Consider the following 15,753-nt stretch of genomic DNA (forward strand, 5'->3'; position numbering starts at 1 on the left):
ATGGTTCAAAATCAATCGCTTGTTCAGTTTGCTTCAGGAAGCGCAGAGCTGGTGACCTACTCCAACACGGTCAATACCGCATTAATAGGGACTCGTATCGTACTCGAGAAAAAAGCCTATGAAAGCGAGGTTACTCTTGGCAGTACGATAACCTACAATATCACGGCAACGAACATGGGAAACACAGCCGGCAGCGTCACACTTACCGACATGCTGCCGGAAGGAACTTCATTTGTCGCGAACAGCGTAATATTGAATGGTACACCCATGCCTGGCGCTAACCCAAGCAACGGTATTGCAATTGGAAATATGATGCCGCAAACGCAAGCTCAAATCATATTTCAACTCATTGTCGTTTCCATTCCAAGCAGCCTTCAGCTAGTTAACCAAGCGCAGGCAGATGCCGAATTTCGAACAGCAGAAGGGCGAATTGTCACGAGTATTACCTACTCGAACACGCTCGTTACACCTGTTAATGAGGTATCGCTATCTGCTCGACTTAGTGCAAGCACCGAACAAACCTTTGTCTCAGAGCATGTAACCTATGAACTTACGATTGTTAATGACGGCAACCTTAGTCTCCGAGAGGCAGTCGCTTCCTTCGATCTGCCTCTCGGCATCCTTTTTGTGCCCGGCAGCGTGACAATCAATGCTGTTATTTCACCAAGCGCTGATCCGAATGCAGGTATCCCGCTCGGCACTATTAGACCACAATCAACCATCGTTATCACCTATCGCGCGCAAACGACGGAGGATGCAGCCTCTATATCTATCAGCAAAGCAAACGTTCGTTATCAAGTTTCCAGCACGCCGGATTATACGCATTCAAATAAGGTCGCCGTTATCCTTATCCAGCCCGAGATCAGCGTTAATAAGCAAGTAGATCAGCTTGTTGCTGTCCCAGGTGATGTCTTGCATTACTCGATCTACATTGAGAATGCCAGTAATGTTGCCGTTGATGCCGTGATGGATGACGCTTTGCCTGCTGGTACAGTCTTTGTACCAAATAGCCTGAAGTTAAATAACCATTCGATGCCAGGCGTGTTTATTGAAGATGGCATTAATCTCGGTACGCTGCTCGGGCAATCACAAAACATGATAACCTTTGATGCCCAAATCCCTTTACCCCTTGCCACTGTTGCACCATTAACGAACACTGCATCGGTTGTCTACACTTTTCGGCTCTCAGACGGAAGAGTAGTTAGCAATTCCGCGATATCAAATGCTGCAATAACAGAAGTGGCTGCGCCTATCATTCAGCTTACAGCAAAAATTACTCCACCTATTGTGGAGTATGGCGATACAATAACCATCGTTTCAACGCTTATGAATAATGGAAACTTGCCAGCTTTCGTTTCATTTACAAGCGAGTTTCCATTTGGCGTGGATTTATTGCCAAAAACGTTCCGTGTGGATGGAGCTCGACTAAGCTCCATTGATTATGACGGCAAACAAACATGGCAGCTTGGGAATGTACTACCCGGAGCAACACTTGAAATCATTTATTCTGCTATCGTTACTGACGCAATCGTTTCTGATGAAATCGTAGGTTATGTCAAAGCGAAATTCTCCTATGAGGTAAGCGGGCAAAGCTACACTGGCGAGGCTCTATCCAATTCATTAGCAGTTGCTGTGATTGGGGATGACGAGTGAAACAAAGAAACAAATAAACCCCGATTTGAACCATGATGGTTCAAATCGGGGTTTCAATTATTGGATCTCCTTTTGCCAAAGCTGCCTCACAAGTTGCTTCAAATAAAGGGACTGCGACCAGCGGTCACTAATCTCCGACTGCCGAGAACCAGCCTCATCTGACGTAATCGCATACGATGCAGGACCCAGCTCAACGACGACAGGGAATGAATCATTCTCTTTTCTTTGTCCATTAAGCCAGTGTCTCATTGCACTGCCCCACCATCTGGAGAAATGGGGTACCATCGGATGATTGCCTGCTTCCCCCGGGTCGATCTGTATTTGCTCGCCATTTGAAATACGGGTATGAATACTGTGCGTGTTTGGCAGCAAGCTTTGCAGCATCTGCTCCGCCTCATCCGAAATCGTATGAAGCTCACCAGCTACGACATAATGTGAATAGTCAATCGTAAGCCTCAGTTCCGGCAGCGACTGCAAATATTGCCGCGTTCGGATGAGATCCTGTGTAATCGTACCTCGGTGCGTCTCTACATAAACCGGGATGCCCGCCTGCCTCGACAGTGCATCAATTCCAGATAACAGTTCAATGGCGGAATCGCCAATGAGGAAAGGCGTCATCACCTGTGCATTGATGTAGCCGATGTTTTCGAACGCTGCTGCTTTTTCCAAAAACTGAGACATCTCGTTTAGTGAAGAAGGATAAGCATTTACACTAAATGACATGTTGTATTTATGGAGCAGCTCCTTCCATAAGCTGCTTTCCTCAGTTGCCGGCACAAAGGCGTTAATGCCGTCGAAACCATTCTCTGCTATTAGCTTGAATTTCCCTTCTATATCTTGCGCATGCCCCGCTGTTCCTTGCAACCCGCTCATACCCCACCAGGACATCTCAACCAACAATTTATTTTCTGTTTTCATCATTAATTAGTGCGGATAGGCCGTATCAAATTCAACTCCGCATGGTCCTCCGTCCGGATTAATTTCCAAATCAACGGCAGTGCCATCCTGTCTAAACAAAGGGCGATAATGATCGCTAATATGAGTTGCTGATGCATTCGCATAATGGCAGATGAAGGCTCTGCGGAATTGATCCTTTGTTTTGTTTCTATACGACCCATGGATCAAGTTCCCGTTGAAAAATAGCACGTCGCCCTTATCCATAATTACCGGCATCGCCTTTTGATCCTTAGGTGGTTTAACGAAATGGGAAGTGAACGATTCCGTTGAATCCGCAATTTCAGGGCAGCTAATTTCATGCTCGCTCGTCTTCGGAACGACAAGCAAGCTGCCGTTCTCCTCATTTGCCGCATCGATCGCCGTCCAAGCTGCGATACAATTGCCAGGCTCCACCTGCAAATAAAAATTGTCCTGATGCAGCGCTTGACCGCGTGAGCCTGGCGGCTTGTAATAAAACATGCTTTGGGCTGCAAGCGCTTCTTCACCATAAAGATCTGCTAATACGTCCATGACCGGCTTATGGAGCAAATATTTTTTGGACGTCTCATTAAAGCGATGCGGATGCATGACCCGCGGATAACGCTTTAACGGATCATCTGTCTCCCCTGACAGATCTGGCTCAAAATAACCCGGCACTGCTTTATGGCTCATTTCCTCGAAAGTATCCTCTATCGTGCGAATGTCTTCCTGAGAGAAAAGACCTTTTATCACAATGTAACCCTCAGTACGAAATTGATTAACCTGCTCTTCTGTTAGTGCAATCAATGCTTCTGTCATCGCATAACGCTCCTTCACTGAATTAATCATTGCTCTTGACATAATCATAGTAGTTTCGCTATTTTTAAGGAAGAATGATTACTGCTGAAAACTACTTGTATTATGCTATTTTGAAAATGAAGGAGGAGTTTGGCATGCATCCAAATCATAGAAAAGAAGCTGAAACAGAAGCACATGGCGGTGTGTTTCTAAGTGGTCTATTTGATGAATCCGACTCCTATCGTTATCGCAGGCCAAACGGAATAAGTGATTGGCTTATCTTTTATACCTTAGAGGGTGAAGGCTATTTACGCACACCCGCTGGAGAGAGGCGCTGCCGCAAGGGACAAATCGGGCTGCTGCGCGCTGGCATTCCCCACGAGTATGGCACAATTGCGGGAAGCAGCTGGCACTTTTATTGGGCACATTTTCAGAAACTACCTGAAATCGACTATTTGCCAAAGGATGAAAGCATCGTCATCACGATTCCAGACGGCAATATGAGAAGTAGAGTACAACTCACCTTCGATCATATATTGAGTGATTCGAGAGAGCGGGCAAGCTTCTGGCAAATGTTATGTGAGAATGCACTGCGCCAAGTGATATTGCTCACAGCGCAGCAGCTAGATAAACGGCTGGATCCTCGCATCGAGCTTGCCCTGCAGTATTTATCACAGCATATGGAGCAGCCGATACGCATTGAAGAGTTGGCTCGGTCGGTTGGTTTATCTCTCTCGCGGCTATCCCATCTATTCAAGCAGGAGACAGGCATGAGCGTGGTCGAGCATCTGAATCATCTGCGGCTTCAGCAAGCGGCTCTTCTCATGGAGCATATGGGCCGTTCGGCAACCGAAGCTGCGCTTGATGTCGGCTTTAACAATTACAATCATTTTGCTGCATTGTTTCGCAAAAGTTATGGCGTAAGCCCACGAACATACAAAAAGGACAAAACCGCTCATAACGAGTAGCTTTGTCCTTTGGATGCCATCTATTTAATTAGGGAATGTGATTAAACCTTTTGTACGGCTAAATCAAGCCAATCCATCTCTTCCTTGGTGAGCGTAATTAGCGAGCCTGCATCACAGGAATGAAGCTCTTCCGCTGATTGCGCGCCAATCAGGGCACAAGTCGGAAACGGTTGGTTTAGCACGTATGCTAGTGCTATCTGGATAGCACTAACGTTTTTCTCAGCTGCCAACTGCTTTGCACGCGCCAGACGCTCCCAGTTCTCATCGCTATAGAACACGCGCACAAGATCCTCATTATCTCTAACTTCTGGTGTAAATCTACCTGTGAAAAATCCTCTTGCCTGCGAAGACCACGAAAGCAGCGGGAATTGCTCTTCCTCATGCCATGCGCACGTTTCCTCATCAGCAGAAACGCAGCCATGCCAGAACGGTTCATTCGCTTTCGCAAGGCTAAGGTTCGGACTGCTGAATGAAAAACCGACAAGTCCATTTGCAGCTGCGTATTCATTCGCTTCCTTAATACGCTGCCATGTCCAGTTAGATACGCCAATCGCTCGAATAGTTCCTGCTTTCACATGCTCATTAAGAATATCGATAACCTCTGCTGCTGGTACTGCCGGATCATCCCGATGCAATGCATAAAGGTCGATATAGTCGGTTTGAAGACGCTTCAAGCTAATCTCCAAATCATGAGCAATGGCCTCTTTGCTCACACGCGAACCCGTATGATCATGATGTGCGCCCTTGGTCAAAATAACCAATTGCTCCCGATTGCCGCGTTCCTGCATGTAGCGGCCAATCACTTCCTCGCTTTCCCCGCCGCAATAAATATGGGCTGTGTCAATTGAATTGCCTCCAATTGCTAGAAAAGCATCTAGATTAGTTGCTGCTTTCTCGTAGGAATCGTTATAGAAATAATCCGACCCCTTCATTAAGCGAGATACCTGCTTGGGCGAACCTTCAATTTGAATATATTCCATCGTTGTTTTGCCTCCTTAATTATGGGTTCGTTATATTTTAATTCGTGTATGCTCATGAGCAGAAAGCAGGCAAGCATCGATTACTTTCATGTTGTTAACCCCATCAGAGCTGCCGAACTGAAGCTCTGATACACCATTAATGGCATTTGCCATATGATCGGCCTGCAAAGTGTAGGCGTTTACATGCGGCACCTCAACTTCACGGCGCTCTCCTTTTGCATCGACGAAGAAATTACCGCTGCCCGGCGCACCAGTCACAAATGCGGAAGGCACTTCGATAATACCCTCTGTACCTAGCACCTCAAGCGGGTTGCGGAATGCTGCCCACATGCCGCAATCAAACGTCAGTGAAACCGCACCTTCAAACTCGATTAATCCAGAGGCCATCATATCGACATGATCATGCTCTGGTGAGAACAAAGCCTGAACGGTAACCGCTTCAGGTTCTTTGCCAAGCAGCAAGCGAGCAGCATTAATTGGATAACAGCCTACATCGTAAATCGAGCCGCCTCCCCACTCCTTGCGGTATCTCACGTTTTCTTTATGTCCTGCATTGTTGAAGGTGAACGCGCTGCGAATGCCGCGAATGTCGCCAATTTCCCCATCTGCGATCACTTTCTTGATCATGTCGTATCGAGGGTGATAGCGATACATAAAAGCTTCGGACAATAACACGCCTGCTTTCGCAGCAGCTTCAGACATTTCAGCTGCTTCTTGTGCAGTCAAAGCAAGCGGCTTCTCGCACAAAATATGTTTTCCTGCTTCAGCAGCCCGGATCGTCCACTCTCTATGCAAATGATTTGGGAGTGGAATGTATATAACGTCAATAGAAGCATCCGCAAGCAATTCTTCATAACTGCCGTAAGCAGTCGGGATATTCAGCTCTTCTGCCGTTTTCTTTGCCTTGTCCACGTCACGGCTAGCAATAGCCGCTACCTCATTTAATTCCGAAAGGTGAAGGCCAGGTATTACTGCGCCTTTGGCAATTCCAGCGCAGCCCATGATGCCCCATTTTAGTTTCTTCGTCGTCACTCCATCGTCACCTCAACCATTATTTTATTATTATATTGCGATTACATGCTGAAACTAGTTACACCATCAGTTCAGAGCGCTGCACCTAAATCGTGAGGTACAAATTAGTATCAAACGATTTCATTGTGCTTGCCTCTAGTTTAAAGTAGATAACCAAAAAATAAAATGATATTATTTTGTTATAAGTTAAAACAATATTGTCATTGAGGTGAACAACTTGCAAAGACAAATACATCTGCTTACGCTGCCAAATAATCCTTTTTTCTGTTTACCTGAATCCGTCGGGAATTACTGGAATGAGCCTGACCATTACACGCTTCGTATGGCGGGAGCGCTCAATAACTTTAATATTCATTACGTCGTTTCTGGGAAAGGTTATGTGGAATGGGATGGCGAGGTACACACCCTCGAGGCTGGTGAAGCTGTTCTATATTTCCCCTTGCAGAGACAGCATTACTACAGCAGCAAGGATGATCCGTGGGATATAAGGTGGGTTCATTTTTATGGGAGTGGGCTTCAAGACTATATGATCGAAAGAGGTTTTCACAAAAGCCAGCTCTGGACAATCCGTCAGCCAACCGCTTGGGAACAGGTGCATGAGGATTTGCTGGTCGAAGCAGAAAAGTCTCGCATGCTGCATCCGACCAAGCTTTCTGCTCTCATGTATGCCATACTCGCAGTATTCATCGAGCAAGCTGTACCGATATCCGGCAGCAAAGCTAGTACGTCCGGCAACCGAATCTTAAAGCTGCTCCCTTTAATGCAGCAAGAGGCGGCTGAGCCGTTCATACTCGAGCAATGGGCGGAAAAAGCAGGAGTTAGCCCCTACTATTTTTGCAAATTGTTCCGAAATGTGATGGAAATGACGCCAATGGACTTTATTACACGCTGCCGGCTTCAAATGGCGAAGCAATGGCTTCTGGAGCGCAAGGATGTTAATATCGGACAAATTGCTAGTGATGCCGGCTATCCGAGCGTCAGCTACTTCAACAAAAGATTTATGGCTCATGAGGGGATGACGCCTACGGTATATCGTCAGCTTTACGGGGTGTAATACGAATGTTACTTTACGCGCTGTAAGAACACATATGCGCTTAATGCTCTCTTTTGTGAGTAACCACCCTTCACTTGGGCTCTGTAAGAACCTATTGGTTCTTACAGACACTTATGAATGTTACTTTTTGCTCTGTAAGAACACCTATGCGCTTAATGCTCTCTTTTGTGAGTAAACCGTCTGCACTCGAGCTCTGTAAGAACCTATTGGTTCTTACAGACACTTATGAATGTTACTTTTTGCTCTTTAAGAACACATATGCGCTTAATACACTCTTTCGTGGGTAACCCCCCTTCACTCGAGCTCTGTAAGAACACATATGCGCTTAATGCTCTCTTTCGCGGGTAACCACCCTTCACTCGAGCTCTGTAAGAACCTATTGGTTCTTACAGACACTTATGAATGTTACTTTTTACTCTGTAAGAACACCTATGCGCTTAATGCACTCTTTCATGAAAATAAAAAGTAATATACACACGCTTAAATTCCTAATGGAACCATATACAGTCCGGTATCTCCGTCATTTCTTATCACAACATCAACGCCATACGTTTGCTTAATCGTTTCCGCAGTCACAACTGTCTCAGGAGCACCTTCTCCTACGATGCATCCTAATTTCATCACAATAATATGGTCGCTGTATCGAATGGCCTGATTCATATCATGCAGGACCATTACTATCGTAATTCCATGCTTGCGGTTCAGCGTCTTTACTAACTCTAATATTTCGATTTGATGATAGATATCCAAATACGTCGTAGGCTCATCCAAAAATAGCAGCGAGGTTTTCTGTGCCAGCGCCATTGCGATCCAAGCTCTCTGCCGTTCGCCGCCAGATAAATGCGCTAAACTTTGCTTTCGCTTGTTCAGCAGATTTGTGCAGCTAAGCGCCCAATCCACGGCTGCATCATCTAATTCGCTCTCTTGTCCCCACCGACCCCGATGCGGCAATCTACCGAAGCGAACCAGCTTCTCTACAGTCAAATCTGCAGGCGCTTCCTGCTGCTGATGCACCACGGCCAGCTTCTTGCCAAGCTCCTTTGGCTTAAATTGCACGAGCTTCTTTCCATTCAGCAGCACCTCACCTTCGCTTGGCCGAAGATTTTTCGCCATTACACCAAGCAGAGTTGACTTGCCGCAGCCATTTGGACCAATGATCGTCGTAATCCGACCTTCCGCGATACGGCTGGTTATTCCGTTCAAATGGAAAGTTTTTTTGTCATATGAAAACCTTATTTCATTAATGTCCATGGACGCGTTCGCTCCTTCGCAGCAAAAAGATGAGAAAAGGACCGCCGATGACTGTCATGACAATCGAAGCTGGAATTTCTGTCGGGGCTAAAAGAGTACGGCCAAGCGTATCCGCAGTCAAAATGAGCCATGCTCCGCCAATCGCAGAGAAAGGCAGCAGCACTTTATGGTCTGAGCCAATGAGCAGCCTCGCGATATGTGGGACGAGCAAGCCGACAAACACGATTAACCCGCCAATAGCTGTTGCAACAGAAGCCAAAAGCACGGCAACAACCGAAACGAGCAGCCTTACTTTCATAACAGACAAACCAAGATTTTGAGCGGTTCGATCCTGCAAAACAAGCGTATTGCACCATGAGCCAAGCAGCATTGAGAGTAACAAGCCTACACCGCCATACAGCGTCAACATATGTACATCATCCCAGGTTTTCATTGTAAAAATAGAGGAAATCGCTTGATTCACGCTAGTTACCGCGTAGCTGCCGCGATAATTAAAGGACTGCCCAAGACCTGTAAATGTAGCATTGACCGCCACACCGACCAGAATAAGCCGAAGCGGGCTGAGTCCAGAGCGCCACGAAAGCGAATAGACCAATAGACAAGCTATTGCTCCTCCAACAAATGAAAACAGCGGCATCCAAAAAAACAATGTCGGGAATATCGTTACGAGCAGCAAAGAAACCAAGCCTGCCCCTGATGAAATGCCGATAACGCCTGCATCCGCCAGCGGATTGCGCATTACGGCTTGCAGCAGTACACCAGACACAGCTAGCGCAGCCCCTGTCAGTAAAGCAACGATTATACGCGGCAGCCGCAGGTCGCGAACAACCTCTACCTGTTCACTTGGCGAGCCAAGCAACCCTTTCATGAGTTCAACAAATCCTACGCTGATGCTTCCAGTCGTCATGGAGTATACGATGGTTGCCAAAAGGAGCAGCGTAATTGCGATGAAGCTGAATATTGTTTTTGGCATGAAAAAACATCCTTATTTATAATCCTGATAAAGCATTGGAGCGAGCGCGGTTAGTGCTTGGACAACAGCCAAATTGCCCGTCGTACCAAATAAAGTTTCTTCCAGATCATATACACGCCCCGATTGTACCGCTTCAAAATGCTTCCAGATATCATTTTTTTTGAATTCTTCATCAAACATTTTTACAACCTCAGCCGGCATGCCATGCGCTGCTCGCAAAATGACATCCGGATTCGCCTTCTGCAAATATTCCGTATTGGAAGCCAAAAATTCAACCTGCTCGCCCTGCACGATATTTACTCCCCCAAGCAAACGAACAAGATCTCCGATGTAAGAATGCTCCGTCGCCACCAAATAACTGCCGGGCACACCAAGCAGGATCAACACCGTCGGTTTTTCTTTACCTTCTGTATTCCGAGTGATGGCAGCCAGCATTTCCTTCTGTTCATTTACGATTGCAGCAGCCTGAGTTTCCCGCTCATACCGTTCTCCGAGCGCTGTAATTTCAGCTTGCATGCTGGAGATACTCGTTAAATTTAGAAAATCAGCCTTTAGCCCTGCACTCTCAAATACAGGCTCCAGCTCATATTGCAGCGTCGAGACAGACAGCACCTCCGTCGGCTTCAAGGATTTAACCATCTCCATATCAGGACTCATTGGATTTCCGACTTTAGTAACGGTGCTGTAACGCTCCGGCAGCGTTTTTACGCTTTTTGGTATGCCAACTAAATCAAGCTCAAGTGCATCCATAATTTGTGTTATAGCAACGGTTGTTGACACGATGCGCTGGCTAGACTCCTCGGATACTGAACCCAAAGCAGCAGCTTTGGACGAAGAGTTTGCAGACGGCGCAGCAGTTGGCGCAGCAGCCGAGCCGCTTCCCGCTCCAAGCGTTCCGCAGCCTGCCATCATCGCAGCAAGAATTAGCAGGGATAACCCCTTTATAAATCGATAGCGCATCTCTTTCTTGCCTCCTTAAAAACAGCACAGAGGACACCCGTCAGTCAGGGTCCTCCTATGCCATCTGTTTAAATAACCAGCTTAAGCTCTGCAACAGCTGAAACCTTCCTTGCTGCCGCTTATGCCGTTTTAGCTTTTTCTTGCTCCGCTGCTTTCGCTTCTAAATAATCGACAGCACGCAATACGAGAGTAATCGCCTCAGCTCTTGTTGCGGACTTCGTTCCGCCGAACTGATTTTGATCCAGTCCCTTAATTAATCTGTACTTCACTGCCGTAGCAATGTAAGCCTTAGCGTAGGAAGGGATTTCCGCTGCATCCGCAAAATTAAGCGAATCCGCTGCTTCCAGCGGCAAATGAAGTGCTCTTACGATCATGACTGCAATTTCCGTACGATTTACATTTTGCGTTGGACGGAATGTCTGATCCTCATAGCCATTAATAATGCCTGCTGCTACCGCTTGCTCAATAAAGGACTGTGCCCAAGTAGGAATGTTTTTCATATCTGCAAAAGTTGTTGAAGCGTTCTTGCCTTCCAGCTTCAGAGCTCTGCCGAGTATAACCGTCCACTCCGCACGATTGACCGTTGCATTTGGTTTAAAGCTTCCATCCGGATAACCCTGAACGATGTTTAGCTTCAATGCGCGATTAATGGCATCTTTCGCCCAGTTGTTCGCTAAATCTTTAAATGCAGCCGTTGCATCTTTGCCAGCCAGCTTATCTTTTTCCTCTTGTTCCTTTTTCTTTTTCTCAATTTCTTCTGGCGTCTCTCTTGGCACCACAGAACCAAATGAATCAGAGTCCCAGCTTGCTACTGGCGTTATTGCCCCAAGCTGAATTTGAATGCTGTATTCATGATGGTACTTCACTTCTGGCCAATCTATTTTCACCCAGCCATCCAGCTTAGCCGGTAGATCGGCTACTGTAAATTGTACTCGTCTTGTGTTAGCGGAAGCATCGGATTCGATCGTTGTTGGCGTAGAACCGCCAATCGTAAATCCGGTAATTTCCTTGCTTTGCTTTAGATTCACTTGTACAAGCTTCACGCCATTTTGCACGAGCAAACGAGCAGGATGTGCTACATATTCATCCATCACCGATGTTTGTGTAGTGCCTTGTTTTAAAAACTGAATATCAATCAAATACTTGCCGTCCGCAAGTGCACCCGGTTCTGTCGGTTTGACCGGATCAACAACGACAATTTTTGTCGCTTGGAAAGCACGAAGCGCTTGATCCAGCGTGCCTTCTGCATCAATGAGCTGCTGCTTTGTAGACAATATGCTGTTTGCGACAGCGTTCGCTGCTGTAATTGCACTAAGCAGTGTATCTTTCGCTGATTGCGGATATTGCCCGGCACCTGTACCTGCAGCTGCTCCATCATGAGCCGCCTTTGCTGCCGAAATAGCTGCCTTCAATACTGCTGGATCACCATTGTCAAACAACAGACGAATGTTATGAGTCGCATCATAAGGTTTGCCTGTACGTGGGTCAATTACGTTTGGCATAATGATTCGAACTTGCCCTGGCACAATTGCCGTTAAATCATCCACTTTAAATTTGATAACCCTCGTATTTTCTGTCTTGTTTTCACTGACAACGGTCACATCTGTGAGTATGCTGTTCTGAGCAACTTTAAACTCTGTAACGATGCTGCTGTCCTTTATTGAAAATGATACATAAGTCTCACCGTTATTAGACGTAACAGAAGCCGGCTTGAGGAAGTAACTGTCCATGCTCGATAACGCTGCATTTGTTGCATGCAGGGCTGCGAAAGAAATATTGCGAATCTGGCTTCCTTTGAAAACTTGAACAGATTTCTCTAAAATCTTTGCCGCATTAGCAATTTCTGGACGTGTAGAATTGAGTTTCTTCCCTGTTTGTTCAGCTAATTGAATAGCAGAAAGCAAAGATTCTTTTGCCGCCGCCTCATATTGCCCTGTAGCCGTTCCAACAACAGCGGAATCATGCAGTTTACGCGCTGCAGTGATCGAAGAGTTTAAGGCATTAAGAAGATTGGCATTATAGCTGAAAAGTACTGTTCGCTTCTCTGTACCAATTGAGTACTCTAGTTTTGATAAGCCTTGATAAATAGAATTGTCTGCCTTTTGATGTCTTGCGGCAAACTGATAGGCCTGTATCAGTCCTTCATAGCCCTTTTGGATAAGCGTTTTATAACCTGTCAGCGTACTAGAGGAAATCTCGCCGTTTGCGCTTTGTCCATATAACGTTAATTCAGGTGCAATTTCCATCGGCTCTGCAAAAACAACGTGAGCATACGCTTGAAAATAAGGCGCTGCCGATTGAGTAAACATACTTACTTCTGTTTTGAATTCTTTATTGTGTTTGGATATTTCTCCTGTTTCAGGGTCCAGCACAAGCAGCGGTAATATCTCCTTCTTGTACTGCTGCTTTTTCAAATCCTCCACATTCGCAGTCAACACATTTAAAACATTATTGACGGCTGTTTGAGATGCTTGCGTATCAGCAGCAACAGTCTGAGCGTCCACAATCCATTGCCCAAGCCTTACGCTCGCTCCAACCGAATACTCACCATCCGTTAATACCCCATGAGCCACTGATGCTCCATTTGCTGTCCCTATATTTTTCACCGTTGTCGCAAAAGCTGAAATCTCTTCTATTGCACGAACCAAATTAGCTTTATTGACGACAAGCCGAGCAGCCTCGTACTTCTTTTTGCCCTCTTGCAGAACAAGGTAAGCAGCCTTGATCAGCTCTTGATTGGAACCGCCAGCGCTATCGGCAATACTTCTTGCCTGAGTGATCGCATTTTGAAAAGCCGCTTTGGAGCCTAGCAAATAGAAGCCATCGCCAGTTCCCTCCGTCGTTGTATTCAGCAGCTCATTCGAGGTTGTAAATAAAGCTTCAAGCTGCTCTAATGTTACAGCACCCGTCTCGCCTCCGCCCCCATTGCCGCCTCCATCAACTGGTAGACCTGAGATATCCAGCTGAAGCTGAACATTATACCAATTGTCATAATTTACTGAAGGAATGACGATATGAATCAAAATTTCTTGTTTCTCTTGCATGTTCTCAATATCATAGCTAACAACGACGTGATCCGGATCTAAGCCGTCCCCTGCTGGCTGAGCAGCAACGACTTGATACCCTTCTATGCCGTTGATTGTGTTCCCATTGATTACTGCTTTGTCTTTACCTGGTAACTTAGCAGAAAAATGATGAAAGGAAGTATACTGCGTAACCTCATGCTGAAAATTTGCACTGCCATTAGTAATAATCAATTTGCCTGTGCTTGGATTTAGATAATCGTTAATGATTGATCGTTCATTGCTCCCATCCTTCACATAAAGAAAAGGAACACTATACTCCCCATTTGGCGTTACTCCCGCCGCTGCACTCACAGGAAAGGCCGACAGCAACAATACGAGCGCCATGAGCAGCGCCGTCAATCGGCGAAATTTCATTTGCATTTCAAAAAACACTCCTTCGTCATTTAACTGCTATCGCTTATGTACCCTTGCATTTTGAACAGGAGAGCGAATCATGCCGCAGCATTGCTCTCCTGTTATTTTTAAAGCGCTATTCTAACCGTAGAGCTCGCTGATGCTTAAACGCTCCAATTGAATTGGATTGTATGAACCGTATTGTAGCCTTCAAATCCTGGTGATGGCGGAACGACAACGTGGATTTTGGCAACTTGGTTCGGTGTGAAATCAGCCACTTCAAATGTAAATTCAACGTTGCCGCCTGTATAATTAGCAGCTGCATAGCTGTATGTTCCAGTAGCAGGGTCTTGCACTTGCAAGTATTGAATGAAGCTTGAACCAGAGAATGTAACCGTTGTCGTTGTGCCATTGCTTGCTACAACTGCATCGCCTACTTTATAGGCATCAGCATAAGAATTGGCTGTATCTCCCGCGTTGCGAACGACATAGCTTACACCAGTACTTGCGAAAGCAGATGGAACAACTAGAGCTAGAGCCATAACAAGCATCATCATTACAAAACTAGTTTTTTTCATCGATTTGATCATTTATCAACACTCCTTATTTTTTAGCGAATTTGGTTTTGCGCAATAAGATAAAGGCTACTCCAACAACGATAATAATTAGACAAATAACAAGTGGCGAAAGCAAACGATTGGAAGCCGCATCTGACAACTGCTGCGCAGCTTCACCTGATGCAGGTGTATCCATATCAGCCCCAATAAGCTGAACATCGACCTTCGGCTCTTCGTGAACAGCTGTCTCCGCAGAGTCCATTGCTAGGGTATCCTCTGCAGAGGTAGACTCTTGTGTAGATGGGGTTAAAGTCTCCTTAGGCGATGATTGCCCTTCAGCTTCAGCCGCTATCGGACTAACGGTTGGAGCAGGCGAAGCTTCGACCTGTATCTCTTTCTTAGAATCTTCTTTTTTAGAATCGACCGTTTCAGAGCTCGGCTTATCTACCTCAACCTTTGGTTTTTCGATCACCTTATTTGTGGTTTGAGGAGCTGTTGTACCTGTCTTTACATCGGTCTCTTTTTTTGGTTCTTTCGTGGTTGTTGCTGGTTTCTTTTCTTCTTTGACAGGGGCCTCCGCTTTGCTGATCTGCTTCAGACTGCTAGAATCGAAAACTAGACGAATCGTGTAGCTGTGATCGTAATCAATATCCTCTACCGTTACGTGGATCTTGGACTCTAACGGCGTTGTTAGATCAGCAATCCCGAACTTAACAACTCTCGTATTGTCAGCTTCGTTGCTAGATACAATAGCCGTATCTATGTACCCGCCGTCACTCGGAACTTTATATTCCGTTACCCATGAGCTATGGTTTATTTGCAGTTGTACCTGCAAAGCTCCTTTGGTCACAATCAGCTTGGCTGGTTTTTCCCAATAGTCATTTGCCATCGATACCGATTCATCTTCGGCTTTCTTGACAACATAGTCTATCGAGTACGTACCATCAGCCAGTTCAGCCGCATGTGCTTCAGGTGCAAACGGAACAACGAGTAAAGTAATCATGATGAAGAAAGCCAGCACTCCAAACTTGCGAATAATTCTCTTCTCCTCCTTTACTCCTGACATCCAAGCTCGCAGCAGATTATCCGAATGGCTCTCTCTCACATCATGAATATGATAATCATTATCAATAAAAAGATATATTGATTATGATAATCATTATCATTAAACAATTAAAAAAAAAGCAATCTGC

13 protein-coding genes are annotated in these 15,753 nt (G+C 45.8%); 3 read left to right on the forward strand and 10 right to left on the reverse strand.

The genetic code is table 11. The annotated features are described in order from the left end of the window. The gene (locus MHH56_RS21675; RefSeq protein ID WP_339203755.1) at nt 1-1,653 is read left to right on the forward strand and encodes a DUF11 domain-containing protein; all 1,653 of its coding nucleotides are present in this window, start codon (nt 1-3) and stop codon (nt 1,651-1,653) included. Between the two features lie 57 nt (nt 1,654-1,710). On the opposite strand, the gene MHH56_RS21680 is transcribed toward MHH56_RS21675, so the two are convergent. Continuing rightward, the gene (locus MHH56_RS21680; RefSeq protein ID WP_339203756.1) at nt 1,711-2,574 is read right to left on the reverse strand and encodes a sugar phosphate isomerase/epimerase; all 864 of its coding nucleotides are present in this window, start codon (nt 2,572-2,574) and stop codon (nt 1,711-1,713) included. A gap of 3 nt (nt 2,575-2,577) precedes the next feature. Next, entirely contained in the window at nt 2,578-3,387 is an 810-nt protein-coding gene (locus MHH56_RS21685; RefSeq protein WP_339209696.1) for a phytanoyl-CoA dioxygenase family protein, read from the reverse strand. Between the two features lie 134 nt (nt 3,388-3,521). On the opposite strand from MHH56_RS21685, the gene MHH56_RS21690 reads away from it, so the two are divergent. Then, nucleotides 3,522-4,334, forward strand: coding sequence for a helix-turn-helix domain-containing protein (locus MHH56_RS21690; RefSeq protein WP_339203757.1), 813 nt, complete (start codon nt 3,522-3,524; stop codon nt 4,332-4,334). Nucleotides 4,335-4,375: 41 nt separating this feature from the next. On the opposite strand, the gene MHH56_RS21695 is transcribed toward MHH56_RS21690, so the two are convergent. Both MHH56_RS21695 and MHH56_RS21700 read right to left on the reverse strand, forming a co-directional pair. Then, entirely contained in the window at nt 4,376-5,314 is a 939-nt protein-coding gene (locus tag MHH56_RS21695) for an aldo/keto reductase (protein ID WP_339203758.1), read from the reverse strand. A 30-nt stretch (nt 5,315-5,344) separates the two neighbouring features. Then, complete coding sequence (locus tag MHH56_RS21700) at nt 5,345-6,316, reverse strand: Gfo/Idh/MocA family oxidoreductase (protein WP_339209697.1); 972 nt, start codon at nt 6,314-6,316, stop codon at nt 5,345-5,347. A 247-nt stretch (nt 6,317-6,563) separates the two neighbouring features. Between MHH56_RS21700 and MHH56_RS21705 the strand changes: the two genes are divergently transcribed. After that, the gene (locus MHH56_RS21705; RefSeq protein ID WP_076270881.1) at nt 6,564-7,400 is read left to right on the forward strand and encodes an AraC family transcriptional regulator; all 837 of its coding nucleotides are present in this window, start codon (nt 6,564-6,566) and stop codon (nt 7,398-7,400) included. Between the two features lie 480 nt (nt 7,401-7,880). Here the strand turns inward: MHH56_RS21705 and MHH56_RS21710 are convergent, their stop codons facing one another. The 6 genes from MHH56_RS21710 to isdC all read right to left on the reverse strand — a co-directional run bounded on the left by MHH56_RS21710 (nt 7,881) and on the right by isdC (nt 15,626). Continuing rightward, nucleotides 7,881-8,651 (reverse strand): ABC transporter ATP-binding protein, encoded by a 771-nt coding sequence (locus MHH56_RS21710; RefSeq protein ID WP_339203760.1) that lies wholly within the window; start codon nt 8,649-8,651, stop codon nt 7,881-7,883. Beyond that, the gene (locus MHH56_RS21715) at nt 8,641-9,624 is read right to left on the reverse strand and encodes an iron ABC transporter permease (RefSeq protein WP_339203761.1); all 984 of its coding nucleotides are present in this window, start codon (nt 9,622-9,624) and stop codon (nt 8,641-8,643) included. Before MHH56_RS21715 ends, MHH56_RS21710 begins: the two co-directional genes overlap by 11 nt. Nucleotides 9,625-9,636: 12 nt before the next feature. Then, nucleotides 9,637-10,584: a heme ABC transporter substrate-binding protein IsdE gene (gene isdE, locus MHH56_RS21720; protein WP_339203762.1), complete on the reverse strand. Its 948-nt coding sequence runs from the start codon at nt 10,582-10,584 to the stop codon at nt 9,637-9,639. 119 nt (nt 10,585-10,703) lie between these two features. Then, nucleotides 10,704-14,030 (reverse strand): NEAT domain-containing protein, encoded by a 3,327-nt coding sequence (locus MHH56_RS21725; protein WP_339203763.1) that lies wholly within the window; start codon nt 14,028-14,030, stop codon nt 10,704-10,706. A gap of 137 nt (nt 14,031-14,167) precedes the next feature. After that, nucleotides 14,168-14,593, reverse strand: a complete 426-nt coding sequence (locus MHH56_RS21730; RefSeq protein ID WP_339203764.1) for an NEAT domain-containing protein — start codon at nt 14,591-14,593, stop codon at nt 14,168-14,170. Between the two features lie 13 nt (nt 14,594-14,606). Then, complete coding sequence (gene isdC / locus MHH56_RS21735) at nt 14,607-15,626, reverse strand: heme uptake protein IsdC (protein WP_339203766.1); 1,020 nt, start codon at nt 15,624-15,626, stop codon at nt 14,607-14,609. Nucleotides 15,627-15,753: the final 127 nt, after the last annotated feature.

Source organism: Paenibacillus sp. FSL K6-3182, assembly GCF_037976325.1.
Taxonomy (GTDB): Bacteria; Bacillota; Bacilli; order Paenibacillales; family Paenibacillaceae; genus Pristimantibacillus.